We start from the raw sequence: 24534 nt of genomic DNA on the forward strand, positions 1-24534 counted from the left end.
GAAAAAGAACGAATGCGTACCGCATCCCCAGCAGCGACGCCTTGTGCCGTGTCATGAAACTGCCAGAGATGTATCCTGAGGATCAGGAGGAGGATCGAATGCGGATAGACAATATTACATCAAGTGTGCACCGGTTGCCGCCGGCATCGCCTTGGGAAGACGCGACCAACAAGGTCGACGCGCTGGAATTCGTCGTTGTGGAAATAACGACCGATACCGGCTTGAAGGGCACCGGCTTCACCTACAGCGTCGACATCGGTGGCACCGCCATCCATACGTTGATCGAGGACTACCTCTCCACCCTGGCGATTGGCGAGGATCCTCTGTCCTACGAGAAGCTCTGGTCGAAACTGTCGAACCAGTCCCGCAGGCTCGGTCTCGGCGTCAACAGCATGGCCATCGCCGCCATCGATGTCGCGGTCTGGGATATTATCGGCAAGCACAAGAACGAGCCGCTGCACCGGTTGATCGGTGGCGCGCGCGACAGCATCCCCGCCTATATCAGCGAAATCAACCTGTCGGAAAACGACCGCGTCGAGGATCTCCTTGCCCGGGCACGCGACTATCTCTCCCGGCACTACCGGGCCATCAAGATCAAGATCGGCAAACCTGACTTCGAAGCCGATATCGAGCGCATTGCCAAACTTAAGGAGATGCTTCCCTCCGATGTTCATCTGATGGTGGATCTCAATCAGCGCTGGTCTGCATCCCAAGCGATTCAGGCAGCATCCAGACTGGAACGCTTCCATCTTGACTGGATCGAAGAGCCCCTGATTTATCACGATGTCCAGGGCCATGCCGATCTCAAGCGGTCGACCAAGATACCGATTGCGCTCGGCGAAAGCCTCTACAGCAAATACCAGTTTCTCAACTATCTGCGCGCCGGAGCCGTCGATATCGTTCAGGCCGACGTCGCCTTCGTCGGTGGTGTAACGGAATGGCTGAAGATTGCCCATCTGGCCGGGACATTCGGCAAGCCGATCGCGCCGCATTACATGATGGAGCTGTCACTGCCGCTGCTTTGCGGCGTTCCAAACGGCTTCATGCTGGAAGATGTCGTCGGCGGCAGCCTGACGGAACTGGGCCTGATCGAAAACCCGATAGAGACGAGCAACGGCATCGGAACACCGCTTGATGTGCCGGGCCACGGCATTGTCTTCAACCGTTCGGCCCTGGACGCTTGCCGGACCAGCTCCAGCGAGCTGAAGGCCTCGTTCAGAGGCGGCAGCAAGTAACGCAGCGATATCGGCAACGGCTCACCGCAACGGATCGTTCTCGATGCGGATGGCGGCCCCATGCGGCGTTGCCTCTGCCGCCCGTTGCCAGCTTTGCTGAAGCGCCACGACGGTTGCATGGTCAGCGACGCCCTTTTCACCAAGCAGTGTCGTCAAGGCAGCGACCCAGCCATCGAAATAGTCCGAACCGTCTTCTGCGCGGCCAGGTTTGTGCAGTTCGCCGGAAAGGGTCTCGGCCCATTCACCCCAGGAAAAGAGGCCTCGCTCGTGGAGATGCACGGTGATCGCAAAGGCATGAGCGTGCCAGGGCTCTTCAAACACCGGATCGCCCTCGGCAGAGACGGGTAAGCCGGGGGATGCCCGAAACGGCGTTGGCACATCACACTGGCTCAAGATAGCTCTCCCACGCATCGATCGAAACGGACAGTGTCGGATCGGCCCCCTCGCCCCATAGTTCCGGACCGGAAAACACCACTGTATAGACCCATTGCGGGTTTTCACCACGGCCATGGGCATTATCGTCCGGAAAGACGAAACTTCCCTGCACGGTCTCCACGCGGCCGATCTTCGCACGGGCATAGCGCGGCAGGCGTGTGTGGGTCTCAGGATTGAAATTCTTCGTGCGGACGATATCGCCGACTGCATACAGCGGCTCTCGATGAATTGCGCGATCGCAGGGCCCGCCGCGTGCCAGAACCTCGGACACCATCTCCGCTTTAAGCACGCGTTTCGGTGTCGCAGCCCGCTGCTGCGCCTGCCCGGCTTGGATCTCTTGCGCGGTAACAAAGCCATGCCGCTCGAGCAGGGTCTCCAGCGCCCGGATCCAGATCTCGTAGTAGCTCGCGGAATAATACTGCGCCGGCGGTATCGCTTCGCGCGCATGGCGGCTTTCATCGATCGTCCAGGCCCCAAACGCCCCGCAGGACAGCGTCAGGCCAAGCGCAGTCTTCTCCCATTCGGCATGGAAATACGGCTCATCCTTTTCTGGTGCGACCGGGCCAAAACCCATTTGCCCACCCAGATCATGTGGACCATTCATGGTGAAGATCCCGGTAGAGTAGCAAGACCGGTACCGATCATGGAATCGCGTGTCACCAGATCTGCAAGCGCTGCTTCGTCAAGGTGATCAGTTCCCTCTGGCCGTTCTGGCACCACGAGATAGCGCAATTCCGCAGTCGAATCCCAGACACGGATCTGTGTGAGAGGACTCAGGGTTACACCGAACTCCTCAAGCACCGCACGAGGATTGATGACTGCCCGTGAGCGATAGGCGGGTGCCTTGTACCACACAGGCGGCAGGCCCAGAACGGCCCAGGGATAGCAGGAGCATAGTGTGCAGACGACAATGTTATGAGTGCTTGGCGTGTTGAACACCGCCCGCATATGCTCGCCCTGTCGACCGGTATAGCCAAGGCTTGCAATCGCAGCCGTCGCATCCTCCCTCAGCCAGTCCGCAAATCGCGCATCGCTCCAGGCCTTGGCCACAACGCGCGCACCATTGCGCGGACCGACCTTGGTCTCATAAGTCTCGACGATGGCGTCGATGGCTTCAGGATCGATCAATCCTTTCTCGACAAGCACCGTCTCCAGCGCTTTCACTCGCGCCTGCATGTCGGAATAATGATTATCGTGATGGTCTCCATGGTCGTGATGGTGATGACGCTTGTCCATAGAAACCTCCCGCAATGAGCTCGGTCTATCTCTACGAATTCCCCCGGAAAATTCCAAGTGGTCGTGACCCTGATCTGAAGCGCTATCTCAGCATTGGCCAGAGACTGAGAACCAGCAGGATGGCCATGGCGATATTGAAATATTTGAGACGCGGCGGCACCGAGAGCCATTCGCGCAGGACCGAACCGAAACCGGTCCAGATGGAAACTGTCGGCATGGTCACCAGACCGAACACCAGCGCGATGATGACAATGCTGCGTTCGTAGTCGCCGGGCGCGGCATAGGTCGCGGTCGCCGTTATCGCCATTACCCACGCCTTGGGATTGACCCACTGGAACGCAGCGGCACCGAGAAAGCTCATCGGATACGCCCTGGCCTCTCCCTTGGCCATCGTTCGTGAGGTCGCAAGTCGCAATGCGATATAGAGAAGATAGAGCCCGCCGGCGATCTTGAGGGCGAGATAGAGGACTGGCGTGACCTGCAAGACCGCGCCGAGGCCAAAACCCACTGCAGCCAGCAGGACGGCAAAGCCGAAGGCGATGCCCAGCATATGCGGCACCGTGCGCCGGAAGCCGAAATTCACACCGGACGCAAACACCATCATGTTGTTGGGACCAGGAGTAATCGACGTGGCGATCGCAAAGAGGAACAAGGCGCTTAACAATGCGGTGGTCATGAAAAGCTCCGGAATGGTCGCAAAGACAAATGCTATCGCTGGACATTGGAGACGACAACGGAAAATTATGTCGTCTTGCCAAAGCGACATGCTTCGCTTTGCCGCAAGTATTCAATAAGCTGAAGGAAAGCGAGGAGCACAGCACCATGCAAGAGCCTATCCCAACCGTCCAACTTTCCTCAGGTATCAGCGTTCCGGCACTCGGCCTCGGCACCTGGAGAATGGGCGAGACGCGATCAAGGGCGCAGACGGAAATCGACGCGCTAAGACAAGGCCTCGACCTTGGTATGACGCTGGTCGATACCGCCGAGATGTATGGGGATGGCGGCGCTGAATCGCTGGTGGGGCTGGCCATGGAAGACCGGCGCGACGACGTTTTTCTCGTCAGCAAGGTTTATCCCGGCAATGCCAGTTTCGAAAAGACAATACGTGCCTGTGAAGCCAGTTTGAGACGGCTCAAGACTGATCGACTGGACCTTTATCTGCTTCACTGGCGCGGCGAGTATCCCCTCGAAGAGACCGTGTCTGCCTTTGAGCACCTGAAACGTGAAGGCAAGATCGGCGCCTGGGGCGTCTCCAACTTCGACACTGACGATATGGAAGAATTGTTTGCAGTCCCGGATGGGCAGAACTGCGCGGCAAACCAGGTGCTTTACAATCTGGCGCGCAGAGGGATCGAGCATGATCTTCTGCCCTGGTGTCAGGAAAAGGGGGTGGCAGTCATGGCCTACTCCCCAATCGATCAGGGACACGTGCTCTCGAATGCCGGACTGATCGACATTGCCAAGGCCTACCAGGCGACGCCGGCGCAGGTCGCCCTGGCCTTCGTCATGGAGCGCGATGGGGTCATTGCCATCCCTAAGAGTTCCAACCTGAAGCGTCTTGCCGAAAATCGCGGTTCTTGCGAACTCGATATCACCGATGAAGACTGGGATGCATTGGATGAATTGTTTCCGCCACCGGCAGCAAAAATGCCGCTGGAAATGCGGTAGAGCGAAGCCCTCTAAGAGGGCAGGCAGCTTTTCAGCTTGGCTGCAACAGGATTTGACCCGTCAGGACCGAACTGGTCATAGCAGTCGAGGACCCATTCGCTCTCGTCCTCGAGCGCCATATCTGCACTGGCAATCTCATTGCCATAACGTCCGGTCTTCTCGACGACCTGGTTGCTGAACATATCAGCAGAAGGTCGGCTCGAAAAAACACCCGTCGACGCATGCACTGCAAAGACGATTGCAAGTACGGAAAAGGCGGCGGCGATACTGGTCTGCAAAATATTCTTTGTCATGGCGTTATCCTTCATCCACTACAACGCGCAACTCGCGCTTTTGTTCTGAAGGAAATGTGCTGAACCAGATTGTAACATCGCGTTCATTTTGTATTAACCATGAACTACTGCGATAGGATCAGACAAAACAAAGGCGCCGGTGTCAAAACGCCGGCGCCTTCTGGTGATCGAAGAGTATCTAAAGCTTACATGCCCTGAGCGCCGCGGTTCATGGCGGCTATACCGGTACGGCATACTTCATTGAGGCCAAGCGGCTTCATGATCGACACGAACTGATCGATCTTTGACGACTTTCCTGTCAGCTCGAAAATGAAATGCTCGACAGAGGCGTCCACCACCTTGGCCTGAAAGGCATCCGCAAGACGAAGGGTTTCCGCCCGCATCTCACCGCTGGCAACCACTTTGACCAGCGCCACTTCACGCTCGATGGGACGCTCCTGCCCCAATTCCTTGGCGCGTACGGTCAGGTCGAGGACCCGGTGGACAGGAACGATGCGCTCAAGCTGGGCCTTGATCTGTTCCAGCACGATAGGCGTGCCATTGGTGACAATGGTAATGCGCGATAGATGCGCTTCATGCTCGGTTTCTGAAACCGTGAGGCTCTCGATGTTATAGCCTCGGCCGGAGAACAGGCCGATCACGCGGGCCAGCACGCCCGGCTCGTTGCTGACGAGAACCGAAAGTGTATGGCTTTCCACGACTGCTGTTTCCTTGGCGATGAAATAGGCAGATCCGGTGGGTTGTAGCTGTGCGTTCATTGTTTTCTTGCCTTCCCTATTTCGTCAAACGAGCTGACGGCCCTTGGAATCGATGGCCGTGGCGACCGCATCATCCGTGGCCTCGTCGGGCAACAGCATTTCGTTATGCGCCTTGCCGGAGGGGATCATCGGGAAGCAGTTGGTGAGATTGGCGACCCGGCAATCGAAGATCACCGGCTTCTTCACCTCGATCATTTCCATGATGGCATCGTCCAGCTTGGCGGGATCGTCGCAACGCAGGCCAACGGCACCATAGGCATCGGCCAGCTTGACGAAGTCCGGCATCGCTTCCGTGTAGGAATGCGACAAACGGTTACCGTGAAGCAGTTGCTGCCACTGCCGCACCATGCCCATATACTGGTTATTGAGGATGAAGATTTTGACGGGTGCCTCATATTGAACGGCGCAGGCCATTTCCTGGATACACATCTGGATGGACGCGTCACCGGCGATGTCGATGACGAGCGCTTCCGGATGGGCAATCTGCACGCCGATGGCTGCCGGGAAACCGTAACCCATCGTGCCAAGTCCGCCGGATGTCATCCAGTGGTTCGGCTCTTCAAACGGGAAGAACTGCGCTGCCCACATCTGGTGCTGCCCGACTTCCGTGGTGATATAGGTGTCACGACCGCTGCTCAATGCTGCCAGACGCTCGATGGCATATTGTGGCATGATGACATCTTTGGAAGGCGTATAGGAAAAGGACTTCCGGGCCTTCCAGCGATCGACATTGCTCTTCCACTCCGACGTCTGCGCGGCGTCCGGTTTCTTTGGCAAGGCGCGCCACAGGCGAACCATGTCTTCGAGCACGCGCGTGATATCGCCAACAACCGGGATATCGACGCGGACATTCTTGTTGATGGAGGACGGATCGATGTCGATGTGGATCTTCTTGGAATTGGGCGAAAAGGCATCGAGACGACCGGTGATGCGGTCGTCGAAACGCGCACCGATACAAACCATGACGTCGCAATCATGCATGGCCATATTGGCCTCATAAGAGCCGTGCATGCCCAGCATCCCCAGCCAGTTCGGACCGGAAGCCGGATAACAGCCAAGCCCCATCAGTGTGGAGGTGATGGGGAAATCGGTGAGCTGGACCAGTTCGCGCAGCAACTTGGTCGCTTCCGGACCGGAATTGACGACACCGCCACCGGAATAGATGACCGGACGACGCGCCTGCGCCATCAGTTCGACGGCCGCAGCAATGGCCCCGATATCGCCCTGTGTCTTGGGCTGATAGCTGCGCTGGGCAACGTAATCGGAGGGCGGGGTATAAGTGCCCTTGGCGAACTGCACATCCTTTGGAATATCGACGACGACGGGACCGGGACGACCTGTCTGGGCAATACGGAACGCTTCGTGGATCGTGCGTGCCAGATCGTTCACGTCCTTCACGAGCCAGTTATGTTTGGTGCAAGGCCTTGTAATGCCGACCGTATCGCATTCCTGAAAGGCGTCCGAACCGATGAGCGAGGTCGGAACCTGGCCCGTCAGGCAGACCAGCGGGATCGAATCCATCAGGGCGTCCTGCAACGGCGTGACCGCATTGGTCGCGCCCGGACCCGACGTTACCAGCATGACGCCGGTTTTGCCGGTCGAGCGGGCATAGCCTTCGGCAGCGTGGCCAGCACCCTGCTCATGGCGCACCAGAACGTGCTGAATGTCTTCCTGCTGAAAGATCTCGTCATAGATCGGCAGAACCGCGCCGCCCGGATAACCGAAGATGTGTTCGACACCGTTATCCTTCAACGCCCGTAAGACGATCTCTGCCCCAGTGATCTGATTGTCTGTGTCCGTCATGCCCTTGTCCATTTCCTCGGAATTTTTTGCTTCAGCAGATGCCCTGAATTTGGCCATAAAAAAAGGCCCCTTGAGGAGCCTGTTTGTCGCGCATGGGTGGCTATCGCCGGATGGTTACACCATCCTGCCCATACGCAGTCCCACCACGAGAATTTCCGCAACGTTTTTCATGGCTGGAATTGATAATGGCAAAACTCGGCTTCGTCAACGCAGGCGCTACATTTTCTGAGTTCTGACGACAGCGGCACCTTCCCACCCCCGAAAAATTCACAACTGTTATAGATATTGTTAACGCGCCGCAGATATTCTCAATGCAAGCAGGAGTTTTATTTATTGCGTAATCACGACCTCCAGAATTCCGCATCCGACGGCGATTCAGAGCGCCGCGACGGCATGCATCCGGGAAATCGGCTCCTGGGCCGCGTGGTCGCCTGCAATGGCTCGCGTGCGACAATCGCGGCAGTCGCGGGAGAAGGCGCAACCGAACTCACCGAACTCTGGTCGGTTGGACGCCTGATTTCCATTGATGTCGGCCCGAATCGCGTCGTGGCGCTGGCCTATTCCATGGAAACCGATGGACGTGCCTGGGGTGAACAGACCGATAATCCATTCCTGATCGAAGTGGAGTTATTGGGCGAGGTCCAGGTCTTTCCCGATGGCCGCGAGGAATTCTCCACCGGCATCTCACGCTATCCCTATCTCGGCGCCATCGCTCACCGAATCCGCGCAGCTGACCTGTCTCGCATTTACGACAGCCGGCTGGGCGACACCCGCACGGTCGGCAGGCTGACGCAGGACGAGTCGATCGAAGCGACGATCCACATTCCCTCCATGCTGTCGAAGCACTTCGCCATTGTCGGCTCCACCGGCGTCGGCAAATCGACCGCAGTCTCGCTGCTGCTGCACAAGGCAATCGAATCCGATCCAAAGCTGCGCGTGCTGATTCTCGATCCGCACAACGAATTCGCGGCCGCCTTTCCGGATCATGCCGTGGTCATCGATACCGATACGCTCGACCTTCCCTTCTGGCTGATGAAACTGGACGAATTTGCCGAAGTGCTGTTTCGCGGCCGCCCGCCGATTGCCGAGGAAATGGATATCCTGCGCGATCTAATGCCCGAGGCCAAAAAGGCTTTCCGTGGTTCGGAATCGACGCTGATGCGCAGGGCCAACGAGAAATCGTCGATCACTGCCGATACACCGGTCCCCTACCGGGTAGCCGATCTGCTTGCGCTGATCGACGAGCGCATAGGGCGTCTCGAAGGTCGCGGTGAAAAGCCACATCTGCGCGCGCTGAAGATGCGCATCATGTCTGCGGTCAACGATCCCCGCTATCATTTCATGTTCTCCAACAATACGATCAGCGATACGATCATGGAGACCATCGCCCATATCTTCCGGGTACCCGGAGACGGACGCCCGATCTCGACATTCCAGCTGTCCGGCATTCCTTCGGAAGTTGTCAATTCTGTCGCCTCTGTCCTGTGCCGCATGGCGTTCGAGATTGCGCTGTGGTCGAACGGCGCAATCCATATGCTGGTCGTCTGTGAAGAAGCACACCGTTACATTCCAGCCGACCCGACACTGGGCTTTTTCCCGACCCGTCAGGCCATTGCCCGCATTGCCAAGGAAGGCCGTAAATATGGCGTGTCGCTCGGCATCATCACCCAGCGTCCGGGCGAACTCGACCAGACCATCCTGTCACAGTGCTCGACGCTGTTTGCCATGCGCCTGTCCAACGACCGCGACCAGGAAATCATTCGCTCTGCAATCCCGGATTCATCAATCTCGACCACAAGCTTCATCTCGTCGATCGGCAATGGCGAAGCCATCGCCTTCGGTGAGGCCATCGCCGTGCCCATGCGCATGCGGTTCTCGCGCGTCGAAGAGCATTATCTGCCCAAGGCCCACGGCGCGACCGCCAAGGCAACAGACGAAACACCGGATACGGTCGATCTGCGCGGCGTCATCAACCGCATGCGGGCGATCTCAGGCCCCGATATCTCATCCTTCCAGAAGGCATATGACGATACCAAGGGCTATTCCGATGTAGACATGGATGAAGACGAAGACGAGTTTGCGGAGATCGAACAGCACGAAGCCTACCGCACTGAGGCCAGACCGCCTGAGGTGGCCACAGCGCCCGTCCAGCCGCACTCTCCGCCCGTCGCCAGCGCTCAGCCGCCGATCGAGCCCTACAGGCCCGATATGCTGCCGATCGGCGAAGCGCGCGCACCAACCAGCGCTCCGGGTTTGAACGACACGCGGTATGCAGAACAGCAGCGCCCGATAGAGCGCACGACGCCGCGCTTCGGCATTGGCACAGGTTCGCAAACTCCGGCACCATCACCCACGTCAGCCCAGGCGGTGCGACGTGAGCCGGGATCGCTGCGCGAAAGCATCCTGAAGAAGCCGCTATCGAGCCTCTACAACAAGGATTGACGGTGACGGTTTAGATCGAAAGTTATCGTCGTCATGTCCTTGTTACAGGAAGGCGAGATCTTGAATGTATGACCGCACGCTGCCTTCTCATTATCGACATGCTCAACGACTTTCTCGACCAATGGGACGACGACGTCGTGGCGACATTGATTGATCACACCAACATTCTGGCTGAGGCATTCCGGGACAAGGATTATCCGGTGATCTGGGTAAGGCAGGAATTCAAGGCCGATTTGTCCGATGCCTTTCTCGAGATGCGAGATCGCAACATTCACATCTGCATTGAAGGCACCAGAGGTGCCGAGCTTCATGAAGCGCTCGATGTCGATCACGAAGACAAGGTGATCGTTAAGAAGCGCTACAGCGCATTCTTCAAGACGGATCTCGAGACGATTCTAGTCCAGAACGGCATAGACGAAGTCACTATTTGCGGCATCAATACCCATGCCTGCATTCGCATGGCGGCCATAGACGCCTACCAGCGCGACCTTCGCGTCGTGCTGGCCTCGGACTGCATCGGCTCCTATGACAGGCAACACGCGCAGGTCTCGCTGGATTATATCAACGGCAAGATCGCAGCGCTGAAAAGCAATGCGACCATCCTGGCAGACCTTGGCATATTCGACCTCACCTTAGATAAAGAGCGAGAAACGATCCACTAGGGCGCCATGCGCTCCCAGCTCTCATCCATCTGGTTACGGAACCAGGTCATCTGTCGCTTGGCATATCGCCGCGTGGCAGCCGATGCGGTTTCTATCACGGCTTCAGGCGAAAGCGCGCCGTGCAGCATCTGGCCGATCTGCGAGACGCCAATGGCCTTCATCGCCGGCATTTCAGGCTTCAGGTCCAGCGCCAGCAGCGCCTCGACCTCGGCCACGGCCCCATCATCGAACATCCGCTCGAAGCGTCGGTTGATCCGGTCATGCAGGACGGCACGATCCGGCAGGACCACGATCTTTCGTGCGCGTCCCGGATCGACCACCATGGGACCGGACTTGCCCTGAAACGCGCGGATCGATTGACCGGAGGCAGAAAACACCTCAAGCGCGCGCACGATCCGTTGTCCGTCCTCGGGATTGAGGCCGGACGCCGTCTGCGGATCCACCCGCATGAGCTCTGCATGAAGAGCCACAGCCCCATCATCGGCAAGTCTCGAGCGCCACTGAAGCCGGATATCATCCGCAACGAAAGGCATTTCCGACAGCCCCCCGGTCAGTGCCTTGAAATAAAGACCTGTTCCACCAACGATCACCGGCAAGCGTCCTTCGGACTTCAGCCGCGACATGAGTGCTTGAACCTCACGCAGCCAATCGCCGGTCGAGTAGGGTGTTGCCGGATCAACATGGCCATAAAGCGCATGCGCCACCCCTGCCATTTCCGCCTCGGACGGCCGCGCCGTCAGGACCCGCAAGATGCCATAGACCTGCATGCTGTCTGCATTCACCACCACGCCGTTGTGACGTCGGGCGAACTCAAGCGCCAGCGCGGACTTGCCGCTGGCCGTCGGGCCGGTTATCAGAACCGCGTCTGTCTCTTGTTCAAGGTCTGTCATCATGGCTCTCGTTGCCACGCTTATCGCCAATCCGTCAAATCCTGTCTTGACCCTTGCCGTCGGAGAAGAGGCCGCAAGAGTTGTCAAAGCCCACGGTCTTTACTGGCTGGCAGATGGCATTGCCTGCGATATAGCACTTGTCGATGGCTCAGATCCCGCGCTAGCTGATGCGGCGTTGCGCGAGGTGATCGGCGATCTCCCCATCGATGTCGCCATTCAGGACGCGGAGACCCGTCGCAAGGCCTTCCTGATCGCCGATATGGATTCGACCATGATTGGACAAGAATGCATCGACGAACTGGCAGCCGAAGTCGGCCTGAAGGAAAAGGTCGCTGCCATCACCGCGCGCGCCATGAATGGCGAAATTGAATTCGAACCGGCTCTGCGCGAACGCGTGGCATTGTTGAAGGGGCTGCCGATCTCGGTTGTCGACGAGGTCATCGAAAAGCGTATCACACTGACCGCAGGCGGCCCTGAACTGATCGCAACGATGTCGGCAAAGGGCCATTATGCAGCTTTGGTGTCCGGCGGTTTCACCGTGTTCACAAGCCGCATTGCCGAGCGGCTGGGCTTTGACGAGAACCGCGCCAATATTTTAATCGAAGCAGACGGATTGCTGGCCGGAGAGGTCGCCGAGCCGATCCTTGGCAAACAGGCCAAGGTCGACGCACTTCTCGACATCTGCAAGAAGCGCGGCCTCACGCCCGCCGATGTCATCGCCGTCGGGGATGGGGCAAACGATCTGGGCATGCTGCAAATGGCCGGTTCTGGCGTGGCACTGCATGCCAAGCCCTCGGTCGCCGCCCAGGCCAAAATCCGGCTAGACCACGCCGATCTGACCGGCCTTCTTTATCTTCAGGGTTACCGGAAGTCGGATTTCATCTACCCCTGACACCGGATTGAGAGAAAACCCGTGTTCGTGCTCGAAACAGAACGGCTGCGACTGCGCAACTGGCGTGAAGAGGACCGCAACCTCTTTCGCGAGATCAATCGCGATCCGAAGGTGATGGAATATTTTCCCTTTCGCCGCAGCCACGAGGAAGCCGATATCCTGTTTGAGCGCGTGCGTACGACCATTCGAGAGGATGGAATTGGATTTTACGCGGTGGCGCTGAAAGACAGCGACGAAGCCATCGGCTTTTGTGGATTGTCGAACGCCAATCTTGCACCGGAACTACCCGACGGTGTGATCGAGATCGGCTGGCGTCTGGCCACACGGTTCTGGGGCCACGGCTACGTGACGGAAGCGGCCAGAGCGCTCCTCTCATTCGGCTTCGACACCTGCGGCTTCAACGAAATCGTCTCTTTCGCCGTCGCTGAAAACCATCGCTCGACCGCCGTCATGCAGCGCATCGGTCTAAAGCGGGATGCGAGCCGCGATTTTGACAATCCGCGCGTTCCCGACAGCCATCCGCACCTGAAGCACCATGTGCTCTATGCGATCACGGCCGCAGAATATCGCGCCAAAAACCATTGAAGACACCCGGTTACCCGGGTTGTCAAAAATCTATTCGATCGGAATGGCGATAAAGCGCAGGTCGCCATTCGGCGCAGCAATCATCATATGCGCGCTTCTGCGCCCATCGCTCCGCAGCTTCTGGATCTGCTCCGATATGGCATCGGGGGTCTCCATGAACTCCTGAGAGATCTCGACGATCACCTCACCCGGCTTCAACCCTTTTTCAGCCGCAGCAGAACCGGGCGCGACATCGGTAATGACGATGCCTTCCACGCTCGCATCGATGCCGTATTTCGCGCGTGCATCGTCATCCAGTTCGGCAAGCGAGAGACCCAGGATCGTGCCGGGTGCGGCCTGTGTATCACCCTGGTCGGGATCAGCATCATCCGCCTTGGGTTGGTTGTCATCCTGTGGAGCCTGCTGCGCATTTGCAGGATCGGCAGACGCCACTTCGCTGTCTTCCAACCGGCCAAGCTTCACCTTCAGCGTCTCTTCCTTGCCGTCGCGTAAAACAACCACATCGACGTCCTCGCCGACGGCACCTTCGGCCACCACGCGCACTAGATCATGGGAATCGCGAACATCCTTGCCATCGAATCTGAGGATCACGTCCCCGACCTTGATCGGACCGTTTTCAACCGGACCGCCCTTGATCACGCCGCTCACCAGAGCGCCCCTCGCCTTTTCCATGCCGATGCTTTCGGCAACGTCATCGGTCACAGGTTGAATGCGCACACCGAGCCAGCCGCGTCGCGTTTCACCGAACTCGATCAATTGATTGATGACGTTTTCTGCAAGCTCGGTCGGAACCGAAAATCCGATACCGATCGACCCGCCGCTGGGCGAAATGATCGCTGTATTGATACCGATGACGTCACCATCCATGTTGAACAGCGGGCCACCGGAATTGCCCTTGTTGATCGCCGCATCCGTCTGGATGAAATTGTCATAGGGACCGGCATTGATATTGCGGCCCCGCGCAGAAATGATGCCGAGCGTGACAGAGCCACCCAAGCCGAACGGATTGCCGATCGCCATCACCCAGTCGCCGATCCGCATCTTGCGCGAATCACCGAACTTCACCGCCTTCAGCGGTGTCTTCGGCTCAACTTTCAGAACCGACAGATCGGTCTTGGTATCTGTGCCGACCAGCTTTGCCTTGAGCTGCGTTCCATCAGGAAAGACGACCTCGATATCGTCGGCGTTTTCGATCACATGGTTGTTGGTGACGATATAGCCCTTTGGATCGATGACGAAACCGGAGCCCAGCGAGTTGACCTTCTGGCTTCCGCCTCCCCCATCACGATTCTTGAAGAAATCGTCGAAAAGATCCTCGAAAGGCGACCCTTCCGGCACTTTCGGCATCGGCCCCTTGCCTTCGGTCTTCACATTTTGCGAGGTGGAGATATTGACGACCGCGTCGAGCAGCCCCTCGGCCAGATTGGCAACCGGCACGGGTCCTTGCGCGTGAGCGCTCTGTAAAACCGGCCCGAAAGCCAGCGCGGCTCCCAGAAGAGCCGTTGGAAAACACGTCCAGATCTTGAAGGGGAAAGCGACCATGGGGCTCCTCGTCCGGGCTCTAGATTCTATCCATAGAACATAGGGCGTATTGCAGGATCGCGAAACGCCTTTCAGCGATTGATCACCGAAGCTTGTTCAAAATCGGATTATCCAGACAAGAAACACACCGATCCCCATCGCAATGAGGCCGGAGAGACGCAGCTGCTGTTCGGGGATGGAGGGGAGCAGTTTTGCCATCATGACAACGACATGAGGGGCCAATGCATAGATCAGCCCCTCAATAATCAGGAAGAAAGCAAGACCGGTCAGAAAATCCGACATCGGTCTGCTACTCAGTTTCCGGCAGGTGCCGGGGTTGCAGGTTCTGCAGCCGTCGTGCCGTCAGGCTGAGCTGCCGGGCTTTGGGCCGAGGGAGTGTCCTGACCGGACTGTTCGAAGAATTTGAAGAACTCCGAATCCGGCTTCATCACCATCGTCGTGTCCGAACCGACCATGGACGCGATATAGGCGCGCATGGAACGGTAGAACTCGAAGAATGCAGGATCACGCTGGAAGGCTTCACCGAAGATACGGTTACGCTCGGCATCGCCCTTACCACGAACGATCTCGGCGTCGCGCTGGGCCGCAGCCTGCAATTCGACAACCTGACGGTCGGCAATAGCACGGCGACGCTGGCCTTCTTCGTTACCGCGTGCACGGATGAGTTCCGCTTCCGCGAGACGTTCGGCCTTCATGCGCTCAAATGTCTGCTGAGACACTTCCTGCGTCAGGTCGGTACGACGGATACGGACATCTTCGAGGCTGAGGCCGAGCGTTTCGGCATCGCCGCGCAGATCGTCGCGGACTTCCTGCATCATGGATGCACGTGCATCCGACAAGGCTGCCTCAAACCCGCGCAAACCGTATACGCGACGCAAGGATGCGTCGAGACGGGTACGAAGACGGGATTCAGCAGCGTCCCGGTCACCCGAAACGGTTTCGCGGAAGCGGCGCGGATCCGTGATCTTGTAGACCACGAAAGCATCCACTTCGTAGAACTTGCCGCCGGAGACCTGAACACGAATATTGTTCAGGTCGAAGCGCAAGGCCTGGTCCGGGAGATACTGAACACGATCGGCATCCATGAAGGCGAAGGGCAGCTTGAAGTAAAGGCCCGGCTCGGAGTGAACTGCCTGGATCTGACCAAAGCGGACAACGATGGCCTGCTGGCGCTCATTGACCACGAAGACCGAAGAATAGATCAGCAACAGCAGAACTGCGAGGCCGATCAGAAAAGCGGGAAGACGATTTGACATGATCAATTGCCTCCCTGCTGGCTGCGGTTCAGTTCGGTCAGCGGAAGATAGGGTACAACACCCTGATCGCCATCGATGATGACCTTCTTCGAATTCTTCAGGACCTGCTCCATGGTTTCGAGATAGAGGCGCTTGCGCGTCACGTCAGGCGCCTGGGTATACTGGTCGTAGATCGAGATAAAGCGCTGGGCTTCACCCTGTGCTTCCTTGACCACGCGGTCGCCATAGGCGGCTGCTTCTTCGCCGATCTGGGCTGCCTGACCGCGTGCTGCACCAAGCTTCTGGTTGGCATAACGGTTGGCTTCTTCCACAAAACGGTCTTCGTCCTGTTCGGCACGCTGCACTTCGTCAAACGCATCTGCCACTTCGCGTGGCGGAGCAGCGTCCTCGATCGCAACAGCATTGATGGCAACGCCGGCACCGTAATTATCCATCGTGGTCTGTATGATACCGCGCACGTCGGTCGCGATTTCCTGACGGGCATCACGGAAGATGTCCTGTGCCGGACGTCTGCCGACGACTTCACGCATGGCGCTTTCGGCAACCTGCTGAAGTGTTTCCGGTGGGCGTTCCAGATTGAACAGATAGGCTTCCGGATCGTTGACCGTAAACAGAACCGAGAACTGCACGTTCACGATATTCTGGTCGCCAGACAGCATGAGGCCGCTTGCACTGCCAGAAGATGCCTTGGCACCAATATTCTGCTGCTGCTCGGTGACCTTCACAATCTCGACCGTTTCAAACGGCCAGAAATGGAAGTGCAGTCCCGGCATCGAGACTTCCTGCTTTGGCTTGCCGAAGCGCAGCTCAACGCCACGCTCATCCGGCTGAACCGTGTAGATCGACTGGATCGCCAGGAACACCGCCAGCACCGCAATAATGGCAACAATTGCACCACCGTTGAAACCGCCGGGAATGATGTTCTTCAGCTTGTCCTGACTACGGCGAATGATGTCCTCCAGATCCGGTGGCCCACCATTGCCATTTCCTCCACCGCCACCACCTGGCCGTTTTGGTCCCTGCCCCCAGGGTCCTTGATTATTTCCGCCGCCGCCGCCCCATGGGCCGCCGCCGTTCTGATTGCTCCAGGGCATCCATACCTCTTAGTTTGATGCGATGTCACACTCGCCCCGGCATCCTCCTCGGAGCCCCCGGCGCGAAACGTATGCCCCGTTATAGGTATCAGCATCACCGCTTTCAACGTAAAGCGGCGGCGCAGGCCGCCGAAACGGCAAGAATTCGCAATAAGTTCCAGCCTATCCGGTCACAGTGCGGTGATAAACCGCATAACGCGTCGCCTGACTGTCTTTTTCGCCCGCCGGAACGACGTGTTCCTCGATCTTGGAAAAGACGGCTGGATCGATGGTCGGGAAATGCGTATCGCCGTCAATCCGGGCTTCGACATGGGTGACATGAAGCACATCGGCCAAAGGCATGGCTTGCCGATAAATCTCGCCACCGCCGGCAATGACCACCTCGTCAACGCCATCTTCAGCGGCAAGAGCCGTCGCTCGCTCGATCGCGGCCTGGAGACTGTGAACGACATCAACGCCCTCGGGATGAAAATCCGTGCTGCGGGTGATGATTATGTGGGGCCGCCCCGGCAATGGGCGCGAACCGATCGACTCAAATGTCTTTCGCCCCATGATCATCGGCTTTCCGAGCGTCAGCGCCTTGAAGCGCTTGAGGTCGGTGGAAAGTTTCCAGGGCATATCGCCCTCGCGACCGATCACGCCATTTTCGGAAACAGCCACAACAATTACGTGTTTGATATCGGTCATTTTTATTCCGTGGATTGAGGCAGTAATCATTCAGCCACCACAAGGACCGTTATACCGCGATTGGCGCCTTGATGCTGGCATCGGCCTCATAACCTTCCAGCGTGAAATCCTCGAACTTGAAGTCGAACAGATCGCGGACATCTGGATTGAGGCGCATCACCGGCAATGTCCCAGGCGTCCGGCTCAACTGCAGCCGCGCCTGTTCGAAGTGGTTCGAATACAGATGCGCATCCCCCAGCGTATGGACGAAATCACCCGGCTCCAGCCGCGTCACCTGGGCCAGCATCAGCGTCAAAAGCGCATAGGAGGCTATATTGAAGGGAACGCCCAGAAAGATATCGGCAGACCTCTGGTAGAGTTGGCAGGACAATTTGCCATCCGCCACATAGAACTGGAACAGGCAATGACACGGCGGCAACGCCATCTCGTCCACCTCTGCCGGGTTCCAGGCCGAGACGATATGCCGACGCGAATTGGGATTGGTCTTGATGCTCTCGACCAGATTGGCGATCTGATCGATCCGCCGGCCGTCCGGTGCCGGCCAAGACCGCCATTGCGAACCGTAGACGGGTCCGAGATCGCCGTTCTCATCCGCCCATTCGTCCCAGATGCTGACACCATGCGCGTGCAGATAGGCGATATTGGTCTCCCCCTTCAGAAACCACAAAAGCTCATGAATGATCGAGCGAAGATGCAGTTTCTTCGTGGTGGTGACGGGGAAGCCGTCGGCCAGATTGAAGCGCATCTGGTGACCGAAGACGGAACGCGTGCCGGTACCGGTGCGATCTCCGCGGTCGGAGCCGTTTTCGAGCACATGGCTGAGAAGGTCGAGATATTGGCGCATGGTCGTCACCCGTGAATCGTGTCTTGTCGCCATATTTATATCGCGCGGACTGGAAACCCAAGCGCTGACGTCCTCCGCCCACCACTTCTTTACAGGCCCCATCGACGGATTCTTCGCTTGCCTCTTTTCATCCGCGTTTAAAACACCTATATCAGCCTTGCCGGGGCTTGCTCCGGCTATGGCGATAAACGGTCGATGAAATAAACCTATTGGACCCGGGGGCGGTACCCGGCGCCTCCACCAAAAACCGGCCCGTATCCGAAATGCTTCGGACCGGCTTTTGATGGGGGCGAAATAGGATCGACAAGGGTGTAAAGATCGAACTTTTGCTCGGTATGATACCACCGTTATCGGGTCACAAGTGTAGTTGCAAATGACAACAACGCTCAGGGTTATGCTGTAGCTGCCTAATGGCGGTTCCGGAAATCCGAACTAAGTCCTTGCAGGTAGCACTGTAAGGCGGGGTCCGAAGGCACCTGGCAACAGAAGCCTTCACCTACTCCCCTTCTCAAAAATCATGTAATATGAAGTTCCATGACTCGCGGTCGGGGTTTTCCCGAGCGGCGGGACATGGCATATAGCCGCGTAATTCGGCACCGGAAGAAAGATAGGAACACATGGGGCAGGACCATATTCGCTACGACATTCTGGCTCAGGACGCGCTGAGAGGCGTTATCCGCAAGGTCTTGACGGAGGTCGCTGCTACCAGCCGCCTGCCGGGCGACCACCATTTCTTTATCACCTTCCTCACCGGGGCGCCGGGGGTCAGGATCTCGCAGCAGCTGAAATCGAAATATGCCGAGCAGATGACCATCGTGGTCCAGCATCAGTTCTGGGACCTGAAAGTGACAGAGACCGGCTTTGAAATCGGCCTCTCCTTCTCGGACACCCCGGAAAAGCTGGTCATTCCGTTCAATGCGATCCGCGGTTTCTATGATCCGTCGGTCAATTTCGAGCTGGAATTCGACGTCCCTCTGGCAGATGAAGACGCCGAAGGAGAAGGTGCTGAAATCGCCGCTTACCCAGTGGCCACAGAGGCTGCAGAACCAGCCGAGGCAACCGACGCGGCACCGGAAGAAAAGAAGGAAGGCTCTGTCGTCTCGCTCGACGCTTTCCGCAAAAAGCACTAGGTAGCAAACGACCAGGTGAGGCCGGAATGGGTGCCGAAGTTGTCAATCTTCGCCAATTCAAAAAGGCGAAGAACCGCGCCGATAAGGATCGGCAAGCGGATCAGAATCGACTCAGCCATGGCAGGACCAAGGCCGAGAAGGAATTGACACGTCTGATCAATGAAAAGGCGGAGATGGCACATGACCAGGGGCGAATCGAAAAGCCAAAGGCAAACGAATAGCGCCCAGGGTTCTGCGAACTCAACTCGCCATCAAACACTTGGCGACAAATCTAAAAGCACTTTTTGAAGGCACCGATCGGCTCTGGAGTGTCGCATGATCCGAAAGCACTCTGTCTCGTTGCATGGACACAGGACCAGTTTTTCCCTGGAAGAGCCTTTCTGGCTCGAATTGAAAGCCATTGCAGAGAAGCGGTCGATCGCCGTCGCGGCATTGATCAGCGAGATCGACGAAGCACGCGCACCCGAGACCAATCTTTCATCGGCGCTCCGCCTTCACGTGCTCGATATATTGAAAGCGGAAAAGGCCTGACCAGCCGCATTCACATTCCATAGATCCAAAATTTTAGAGATCTTTGGTCGCGCTGCCGGCGTGATTTGGAAGACTGAATGAACCGGCATTCGGCTCAACGATATGAAACCCACCCGTAAATAATTTGTATACGTATTGCTGTCATGCTGACTATATGAGCTGCATTGGCTCGATCCATTTATGTGTTGCGTTTGAACCCACATTTTACACGACAGCATCGTCGTTTAAGCCAGGATATTGAAGACCATGGTCGCAGCTATTTCAGGAACCTCAACCACCGCGTCAATCGACGTTTCGTCTTCCGCCTCGAGCGCGTCTGCGGTGAAATCGAAGATCTCCGCTATTGAAAATAAAATCTCCAGCAAGCAGGCCGAGGTCAGCAGCGCCGAAGATGAAGACACCAAGGCTGACCTCGAAGAGGAAGTGGCCGCACTTCAACAGCAGCTGGCCGCCCTCCAGGCACAGGCCTCTAAGCTTGAAGCCGCCGACAAGCAGACGGAAACCGGTTCCAAGGCACCGCCACCCAGGCCCGATGCAAGCGGCGAAAAGATGTCGGGCGAAAGCGACCGCATCGGCACCTCCAATATGGACGATGAGCCACCCTTCGGTGAGCGCCGGGCTTACGTCTGATAGCGCAACAGAAAAAATCAAAAGATCAGGCGGTCCAGCGGGCCGCCTTTTTTGATGTCAACGACACCATGGCTGACATGGCTCAACCTGTTCGACGGCCGGCCCGGACGGTTGAGAATGTCAGTTCACACCCGGAAGCGTGTCGAATTTCAATTGTACCGGTGGCAGCTTGTTGCCGCGGATCACTTTTTCCTGCTGCGGCACCGGCAGAGACCGCGCATTATCGGGAATTGTCTCGGTGCTCCGCGGCTCCTGATCGTCAGGAACGGACTGCTGTAATATACGTTCAGCCTCGCGCTGCGCCTCCTCCTCGGCCTGACGCCTCGCCTGGTCCTCAGCCCGTTGTTTGTCTGCCCGTTCTGCAGCAAGCGCCCTTTGACGGTTTTCCTCCGCGATCAGGGACTGCTCCCGCGCCGCCGCCTCCTTGCGCGCTTCGTCATTGCTGCGATAGAGCATGACTTCGCGACGGAGGCGCTGTTTTTCCAATACCCGTGACTGAAGCGTCTCCACTCGCCGACGCTCGCGCTCAAAGGCGCGAAGCGACAGATAATTGCTCAAATCGGTAATATCGAGCGATGCATCTGGAGCAAACACATCGCCTTTGAGCCCAAGCCGGAAGGCAGGCTCTGCCCCGTCCAGCGCGTCCTCACCGGCATCCAGCAACACGTTTACGGTCGCATCGAGGTCATGGTTCAGGACATCGACGCGGGCGTCGGCGCTCATGCGCGCATCGGCTGTTGCGGCCGTCACATTCTGCATGCGCGCCAGGCCGGATGTGATGTTGAAAGGTATGGTGACATTCCCGATCGCCACCTCGGATTTGGCCAGAAGGTCTTGCACCAGCGGCGTCACCACAGTCGCATCGATCGTGGTGCCTTCGATCTTGTCAGTCGCCGCAAGAAGCGGCTGGAACAGGGACAGATTAAAATCACCGACGGACAGGTCTTTGAGCGCCAGCGATCCAGATCCATTGAAGGATGACAGCAGATCATTGGCGTTGGCGCCTGAACTCTCCGCCACAAGCGTCAGATCGAACATGCCCTTGGCAGGTGCATCGCCATTTGGGGCACCATAGAAGGTGGCGATGTTACCGTTCTTTACATCGAGCCTGAGTTCGCCAAAGCCGTTGCCGTCATTGTTCGTCATGGTCAGCCGGCCACTGGCGTCGCCGCCATACCACTTGCCCGCCATGTCATCCAGAACCAGAATCCCGCCATTAAAATCGAGACTGGTCGAGAATCCGGAGATTTCACTTTGTCCGGGACCCGGCGTGAATGTATCCGCCTTGATCGCGAGCTTCGCCTCGGCATCGCTCCATGTCGGCTTTGGAAATGCAGTCTCGCCGATATCTCCGCTCAATGGATCGGTGATCATGCCGAACACATTTTCGGCAAGCCAGGGCAGATCGAGGCGAGCGACGGAAAGATTACCGGTGGCCTTGGGTCCCTGCCCGGATATATCGAGATTGAGATCGCCCGATAGGGAATTGCCAGCAATATCGGCCTTGAGATTTGACACCAAAATCGTGCCGCCATCCAGCGCAAATGCCGCCTCACCTTTCACCGGAGCGCCACTCAGGGTCTGCGGCAACGCGATACCGTTCATGATCAGATAAGGCTCGATATCCGCACTCTCGAGCGAGGCATTGCCGGTGCCCGTCAAGCCGCCATCGGCATTGATATCCAGACTGGCCGTCAGGTTCGCAGACGTGCGATCCGTCTTGAATGTTGCAGTCGTCTCTGCCGGTCCGGATCCTGTTCGTTTGACCTTCAGCGCAATCTCACCGTGATTATCGGCCGGAAGCGGCAGGGGTTGCAAACCGGCCTGCCCCAAAAGGATCGACGTATCGTCATTGGCGAGGTTTGCATCGAGCGTCATTTCGCCATCTGGATCCAGCAGGTCGGCAAGGCGATAATGCAGATCGATCCGGCTGCCGTTGGAGCTACCATCAACGCGAACACTAAGCCCCCCGCCATTCTGTTCGCCAAAACTGATATCGGCAGACAGGTCGCTATTGGCAAACCAGCTTGAGTTCCGCACCAGCCGGTCCAGTGCGATATGATCCGGCAACCGGTCTCGCAATATCCGCAGCAAGGCGCCAGGGTCATAGGCTGACACATGCAGCTTGGCGCTGCCGCTATAATCCAGCAACCCGCCGGCCCCACTTCCGGAAGCCTCGATGGACGCTCCGGCCAGACTGCCGATCTTGAGCTTGTCGAGCGTGATTGCGCCATCGGCAAGCGTGAAGATCGTGTCGACATTTTCCGCCGCCACGCCCAAGGCGCTGAAGGTATCGACTTTCAGATGCGCGCCGATCCGATGACTGAACAGGCTATCGCCCCCGTCTTCGCCGGCGATCAGGAAACCCAGAGACCGGATCGCATCCAGATCGACGGCATTGCCGCTGAGATCGAGCGACAGGCTTGGTTCGCTGTCCCCGACAGATTGTCGCTCCACGCGACCCTTGAGCGTGGCCGGGCCGATCGCAACCTCGAGCTTGTCGAAGCGTTGAAGTTCCGGCGTCAGATCGACCAGCGCCGAAAAGCCCAAGGATTTGATCTGCCGCAGCGCCGGATCGACCTGTCCAGACAACCATGACGCAAGACCGGTCGGCTGCGTAGAGGCCACAAGCATTTCGCCATTGAAGGAAGGCTCGCCTGAAAGTGTCAGCTGCCCGTTGGCCTCCAGCTGGGTGCGCCCAGGGAAGGTCGCGACCGCACTGTCGATCGTCCACCCCTTGGCTGCCGGCTGAACCTCCAGCTGAATATCCCGGATCACCGTATCTCCGGCCACCACAGCCGGCAGAGAAAGACTTGCGCGGCCAGGGACATTGGGAATGGGAATACTTGCGGCCAGATCGATCATCTTTTTCAACCGCTGGCGGACAGAGAGGGAAGGATTGCGGTCGGTCTTGCCACTGGCCCCCTCATTGCCGATCCGGCTGACATCGATCTGCTGGCCATCGGCGGTCAGCAGGAATTCCGGCTTGCTGCCTGTATCAAGCGTGGCTTCGCCGGTCACCGCATATGGATTGTTGGTATCGCCCAGTTCAAGCCGGTAGGACGGAACCCGCAAGCGTTCATTGCTGAGCTCAAACTGTCCGCTGACTCGTGGCCCCGAGGCAGCAGCGCTCTCTTTTTCCTCAGCTTCAAGCCCCGTCCAACGTCCCACGAACTCGCCGGCATAGCCGGGTTTCCCCTCCGTAACGGCTACATCGCCATCGAGTTCAAACTCGAAAGGTCGATTGTCCGGCATCAGCCGCGTTTTGACCGGTATCGCGCCGGTCGCAACATTGGGCTGCAGGCTCGACAGATAAAAGCGCGAAGGCTCTCCATCCAGAACCGCATGGCCATCGACGGTCCACGGCCCTGCAAGCGAGCTTGCCGACATTTCGGCTTCCAGCCCGGTCACAATGCGGGTACGGCCTGTCTGCTCGTCAATGAAGTGCAGCTCGCCGTCTGTAACGTGCACATTCTCAAGAACAACGTTCCGGGCAGGAATGTCCGACCGGCTGCCACGCAGCCAATCGAGCGTGCCATCTTTCAGCAGTCTCAGATTAATTTTCGGCTGTTCGATGCGCATATCGAAAATACGCGCTTCACCGGACAGAAACGGTGCAAGTTCTGCATCCATGGAAAACTGTGCCACATGGACCAGCGGCTGGCCATCATCGCCGCGTCCGACCGTGACGTCATGCATGGTGACAGACGGAAACGGGATAAGACGTGCTTCCACAGCACCGTTGACGGTTACTTTCTGGCCAAGAATACGGCTTGCGCGCAATTCGAAATTGCTGCGAAAATCCGTCCAATTGACGAAAAAAGGCGCTAAAAGTGCCGCAAACAAAGCTACGACGAGCAGTCCGCCAAGGAAGACAAGAATACGACCGAGCAAACGTCTCACTCCAAACGAGTCCAGCGG

The 24534-nt window shown here is 57.7% G+C and carries 25 protein-coding genes and 1 other RNA gene; 11 read left to right on the forward strand and 15 right to left on the reverse strand.

The window, feature by feature from the left end; all coding sequences use genetic code 11:
• Positions 1-98 precede the first annotated feature (98 nt).
• Positions 99-1235, forward strand: coding sequence for a mandelate racemase/muconate lactonizing enzyme family protein (locus tag ACQQ2Q_RS11000; RefSeq protein ID WP_428187106.1), 1137 nt, complete (start codon positions 99-101; stop codon positions 1233-1235).
• Positions 1236-1256: 21 nt separating this feature from the next.
• On the opposite strand, the gene ACQQ2Q_RS11005 is transcribed toward ACQQ2Q_RS11000, so the two are convergent.
• The 4 genes from ACQQ2Q_RS11005 to ACQQ2Q_RS11020 all read right to left on the reverse strand — a co-directional run bounded on the left by ACQQ2Q_RS11005 (position 1257) and on the right by ACQQ2Q_RS11020 (position 3582).
• Entirely contained in the window at positions 1257-1628 is a 372-nt protein-coding gene (locus ACQQ2Q_RS11005; RefSeq protein ID WP_428187107.1) for a nitrile hydratase accessory protein, read from the reverse strand.
• Positions 1615-2274, reverse strand: a complete 660-nt coding sequence (gene nthB / locus ACQQ2Q_RS11010; RefSeq protein ID WP_428187108.1) for a nitrile hydratase subunit beta — start codon at positions 2272-2274, stop codon at positions 1615-1617. The genes ACQQ2Q_RS11005 and nthB overlap by 14 nt, the downstream gene beginning before the upstream one ends.
• Complete coding sequence (nthA, locus tag ACQQ2Q_RS11015) at positions 2271-2906, reverse strand: nitrile hydratase subunit alpha (RefSeq protein WP_428187109.1); 636 nt, start codon at positions 2904-2906, stop codon at positions 2271-2273. Before nthA ends, nthB begins: the two co-directional genes overlap by 4 nt.
• 82 nt (positions 2907-2988) lie before the next feature.
• Complete coding sequence (locus tag ACQQ2Q_RS11020; RefSeq protein WP_428187110.1) at positions 2989-3582, reverse strand: LysE family translocator; 594 nt, start codon at positions 3580-3582, stop codon at positions 2989-2991.
• A 146-nt stretch (positions 3583-3728) separates the two neighbouring features.
• Between ACQQ2Q_RS11020 and ACQQ2Q_RS11025 the strand changes: the two genes are divergently transcribed.
• Positions 3729-4574: an aldo/keto reductase gene (locus ACQQ2Q_RS11025; RefSeq protein WP_428187111.1), complete on the forward strand. Its 846-nt coding sequence runs from the start codon at positions 3729-3731 to the stop codon at positions 4572-4574.
• Between the two features lie 11 nt (positions 4575-4585).
• Here the strand turns inward: ACQQ2Q_RS11025 and ACQQ2Q_RS11030 are convergent, their stop codons facing one another.
• The 3 genes from ACQQ2Q_RS11030 to ACQQ2Q_RS11040 all read right to left on the reverse strand — a co-directional run bounded on the left by ACQQ2Q_RS11030 (position 4586) and on the right by ACQQ2Q_RS11040 (position 7428).
• Positions 4586-4867 carry a hypothetical protein gene (locus tag ACQQ2Q_RS11030; protein WP_428187112.1) on the reverse strand — a complete coding sequence of 94 codons (282 nt, stop codon included), beginning with the start codon at positions 4865-4867 and terminating at the stop codon, positions 4586-4588.
• A gap of 185 nt (positions 4868-5052) precedes the next feature.
• Complete coding sequence (ilvN, locus tag ACQQ2Q_RS11035; RefSeq protein WP_428187113.1) at positions 5053-5625, reverse strand: acetolactate synthase small subunit; 573 nt, start codon at positions 5623-5625, stop codon at positions 5053-5055.
• Between the two features lie 24 nt (positions 5626-5649).
• A complete protein-coding gene (locus tag ACQQ2Q_RS11040) occupies positions 5650-7428 on the reverse strand; it encodes an acetolactate synthase 3 large subunit (RefSeq protein ID WP_428187114.1) in 1779 nt (592 codons plus the stop codon).
• A gap of 333 nt (positions 7429-7761) precedes the next feature.
• Here ACQQ2Q_RS11040 and ACQQ2Q_RS11045 point away from each other — a divergent pair, with 333 nt between their 5' ends.
• Positions 7762-9870 (forward strand): helicase HerA domain-containing protein, encoded by a 2109-nt coding sequence (locus tag ACQQ2Q_RS11045; RefSeq protein WP_428187115.1) that lies wholly within the window; start codon positions 7762-7764, stop codon positions 9868-9870.
• 68 nt (positions 9871-9938) lie between these two features.
• Positions 9939-10532 (forward strand): cysteine hydrolase family protein, encoded by a 594-nt coding sequence (locus tag ACQQ2Q_RS11050; protein WP_428187116.1) that lies wholly within the window; start codon positions 9939-9941, stop codon positions 10530-10532.
• Here ACQQ2Q_RS11050 and miaA read toward each other — a convergent pair.
• Positions 10529-11425, reverse strand: a complete 897-nt coding sequence (gene miaA / locus ACQQ2Q_RS11055; protein WP_428187117.1) for a tRNA (adenosine(37)-N6)-dimethylallyltransferase MiaA — start codon at positions 11423-11425, stop codon at positions 10529-10531. The genes ACQQ2Q_RS11050 and miaA overlap by 4 nt on opposite strands.
• On the opposite strand from miaA, the gene serB reads away from it, so the two are divergent.
• Positions 11424-12314, forward strand: a complete 891-nt coding sequence (gene serB / locus ACQQ2Q_RS11060) for a phosphoserine phosphatase SerB (RefSeq protein ID WP_428187118.1) — start codon at positions 11424-11426, stop codon at positions 12312-12314. The two genes, miaA and serB, sit on opposite strands and share 2 nt — an antisense overlap.
• Before the next feature lie 21 nt (positions 12315-12335).
• The gene (locus tag ACQQ2Q_RS11065) at positions 12336-12899 is read left to right on the forward strand and encodes a GNAT family N-acetyltransferase (protein ID WP_428187119.1); all 564 of its coding nucleotides are present in this window, start codon (positions 12336-12338) and stop codon (positions 12897-12899) included.
• Between the two features lie 30 nt (positions 12900-12929).
• On the opposite strand, the gene ACQQ2Q_RS11070 is transcribed toward ACQQ2Q_RS11065, so the two are convergent.
• From ACQQ2Q_RS11070 to ACQQ2Q_RS11095, 6 genes are all read right to left on the reverse strand, one after another.
• Positions 12930-14441, reverse strand: a complete 1512-nt coding sequence (locus ACQQ2Q_RS11070; RefSeq protein WP_428187120.1) for a DegQ family serine endoprotease — start codon at positions 14439-14441, stop codon at positions 12930-12932.
• A 96-nt stretch (positions 14442-14537) separates the two neighbouring features.
• Positions 14538-14723, reverse strand: coding sequence for a DUF2065 domain-containing protein (locus ACQQ2Q_RS11075; RefSeq protein WP_428187121.1), 186 nt, complete (start codon positions 14721-14723; stop codon positions 14538-14540).
• Between the two features lie 11 nt (positions 14724-14734).
• Positions 14735-15697 (reverse strand): protease modulator HflC, encoded by a 963-nt coding sequence (gene hflC, locus ACQQ2Q_RS11080; RefSeq protein ID WP_428187122.1) that lies wholly within the window; start codon positions 15695-15697, stop codon positions 14735-14737.
• 2 nt (positions 15698-15699) lie between these two features.
• Complete coding sequence (gene hflK, locus ACQQ2Q_RS11085) at positions 15700-16791, reverse strand: FtsH protease activity modulator HflK (protein ID WP_428187123.1); 1092 nt, start codon at positions 16789-16791, stop codon at positions 15700-15702.
• Positions 16792-16953: 162 nt separating this feature from the next.
• Complete coding sequence (locus ACQQ2Q_RS11090; RefSeq protein WP_428187124.1) at positions 16954-17478, reverse strand: dihydrofolate reductase; 525 nt, start codon at positions 17476-17478, stop codon at positions 16954-16956.
• 49 nt (positions 17479-17527) lie between these two features.
• Entirely contained in the window at positions 17528-18322 is a 795-nt protein-coding gene (locus ACQQ2Q_RS11095; RefSeq protein WP_428187499.1) for a thymidylate synthase, read from the reverse strand.
• A gap of 120 nt (positions 18323-18442) precedes the next feature.
• On the opposite strand from ACQQ2Q_RS11095, the gene ssrA reads away from it, so the two are divergent.
• The 5 genes from ssrA (at position 18443) to ACQQ2Q_RS11120 (ending at position 20613) form a co-directional block, all read left to right on the forward strand.
• Positions 18443-18819: a transfer-messenger RNA gene (gene ssrA / locus ACQQ2Q_RS11100) on the forward strand.
• Between the two features lie 120 nt (positions 18820-18939).
• Entirely contained in the window at positions 18940-19452 is a 513-nt protein-coding gene (locus tag ACQQ2Q_RS11105) for an SspB family protein (RefSeq protein WP_428187125.1), read from the forward strand.
• A 26-nt stretch (positions 19453-19478) separates the two neighbouring features.
• Positions 19479-19673, forward strand: a complete 195-nt coding sequence (locus ACQQ2Q_RS11110; RefSeq protein ID WP_428187126.1) for a DUF4169 family protein — start codon at positions 19479-19481, stop codon at positions 19671-19673.
• A 94-nt stretch (positions 19674-19767) separates the two neighbouring features.
• Positions 19768-19983, forward strand: a complete 216-nt coding sequence (locus ACQQ2Q_RS11115) for a ribbon-helix-helix domain-containing protein (RefSeq protein ID WP_428187127.1) — start codon at positions 19768-19770, stop codon at positions 19981-19983.
• Positions 19984-20229: 246 nt separating this feature from the next.
• The gene (locus tag ACQQ2Q_RS11120) at positions 20230-20613 is read left to right on the forward strand and encodes a hypothetical protein (protein ID WP_428187128.1); all 384 of its coding nucleotides are present in this window, start codon (positions 20230-20232) and stop codon (positions 20611-20613) included.
• 120 nt (positions 20614-20733) lie between these two features.
• Here ACQQ2Q_RS11120 and ACQQ2Q_RS11125 read toward each other — a convergent pair whose 3' ends face one another.
• The gene (locus tag ACQQ2Q_RS11125) at positions 20734-24507 is read right to left on the reverse strand and encodes an AsmA family protein (protein ID WP_428187500.1); all 3774 of its coding nucleotides are present in this window, start codon (positions 24505-24507) and stop codon (positions 20734-20736) included.
• Between the last annotated feature and the right edge of the window lie 27 nt (positions 24508-24534).

It is taken from the genome of Agrobacterium sp. ES01 (assembly GCF_050320885.1).
Classification (GTDB): domain Bacteria; phylum Pseudomonadota; class Alphaproteobacteria; order Rhizobiales; family Rhizobiaceae; genus Allorhizobium.

What these genes read in the sequence shown, in the direction of transcription:
- ACQQ2Q_RS11000 (WP_428187106.1), top strand. Translation starts at nt 99, where the DNA reads ATGCGGATAGACAATATTACATCAAGTGTGCACCGGTTGCCGCCGGCA.
- nthB (WP_428187108.1), bottom strand. Translation starts at nt 2,274, where the DNA reads ATGAATGGTCCACATGATCTGGGTGGGCAAATGGGTTTTGGCCCGGTC.
- nthA (WP_428187109.1), bottom strand. Translation starts at nt 2,906, where the DNA reads ATGGACAAGCGTCATCACCATCACGACCATGGAGACCATCACGATAAT.
- ACQQ2Q_RS11020 (WP_428187110.1), bottom strand. Translation starts at nt 3,582, where the DNA reads ATGACCACCGCATTGTTAAGCGCCTTGTTCCTCTTTGCGATCGCCACG.
- ACQQ2Q_RS11025 (WP_428187111.1), top strand. Translation starts at nt 3,729, where the DNA reads ATGCAAGAGCCTATCCCAACCGTCCAACTTTCCTCAGGTATCAGCGTT.
- ACQQ2Q_RS11030 (WP_428187112.1), bottom strand. Translation starts at nt 4,867, where the DNA reads ATGACAAAGAATATTTTGCAGACCAGTATCGCCGCCGCCTTTTCCGTA.
- ilvN (WP_428187113.1), bottom strand. Translation starts at nt 5,625, where the DNA reads ATGAACGCACAGCTACAACCCACCGGATCTGCCTATTTCATCGCCAAG.
- ACQQ2Q_RS11040 (WP_428187114.1), bottom strand. Translation starts at nt 7,428, where the DNA reads ATGACGGACACAGACAATCAGATCACTGGGGCAGAGATCGTCTTACGG.
- ACQQ2Q_RS11050 (WP_428187116.1), top strand. Translation starts at nt 9,939, where the DNA reads ATGACCGCACGCTGCCTTCTCATTATCGACATGCTCAACGACTTTCTC.
- serB (WP_428187118.1), top strand. Translation starts at nt 11,424, where the DNA reads ATGGCTCTCGTTGCCACGCTTATCGCCAATCCGTCAAATCCTGTCTTG.
- miaA (WP_428187117.1), bottom strand. Translation starts at nt 11,425, where the DNA reads ATGATGACAGACCTTGAACAAGAGACAGACGCGGTTCTGATAACCGGC.
- ACQQ2Q_RS11070 (WP_428187120.1), bottom strand. Translation starts at nt 14,441, where the DNA reads ATGGTCGCTTTCCCCTTCAAGATCTGGACGTGTTTTCCAACGGCTCTT.
- ACQQ2Q_RS11075 (WP_428187121.1), bottom strand. Translation starts at nt 14,723, where the DNA reads ATGTCGGATTTTCTGACCGGTCTTGCTTTCTTCCTGATTATTGAGGGG.
- hflC (WP_428187122.1), bottom strand. Translation starts at nt 15,697, where the DNA reads ATGTCAAATCGTCTTCCCGCTTTTCTGATCGGCCTCGCAGTTCTGCTG.
- hflK (WP_428187123.1), bottom strand. Translation starts at nt 16,791, where the DNA reads ATGCCCTGGAGCAATCAGAACGGCGGCGGCCCATGGGGCGGCGGCGGC.
- ACQQ2Q_RS11090 (WP_428187124.1), bottom strand. Translation starts at nt 17,478, where the DNA reads ATGACCGATATCAAACACGTAATTGTTGTGGCTGTTTCCGAAAATGGC.
- ACQQ2Q_RS11095 (WP_428187499.1), bottom strand. Translation starts at nt 18,322, where the DNA reads ATGCGCCAATATCTCGACCTTCTCAGCCATGTGCTCGAAAACGGCTCC.
- ACQQ2Q_RS11105 (WP_428187125.1), top strand. Translation starts at nt 18,940, where the DNA reads ATGGGGCAGGACCATATTCGCTACGACATTCTGGCTCAGGACGCGCTG.
- ACQQ2Q_RS11110 (WP_428187126.1), top strand. Translation starts at nt 19,479, where the DNA reads ATGGGTGCCGAAGTTGTCAATCTTCGCCAATTCAAAAAGGCGAAGAAC.
- ACQQ2Q_RS11115 (WP_428187127.1), top strand. Translation starts at nt 19,768, where the DNA reads ATGATCCGAAAGCACTCTGTCTCGTTGCATGGACACAGGACCAGTTTT.
- ACQQ2Q_RS11120 (WP_428187128.1), top strand. Translation starts at nt 20,230, where the DNA reads ATGGTCGCAGCTATTTCAGGAACCTCAACCACCGCGTCAATCGACGTT.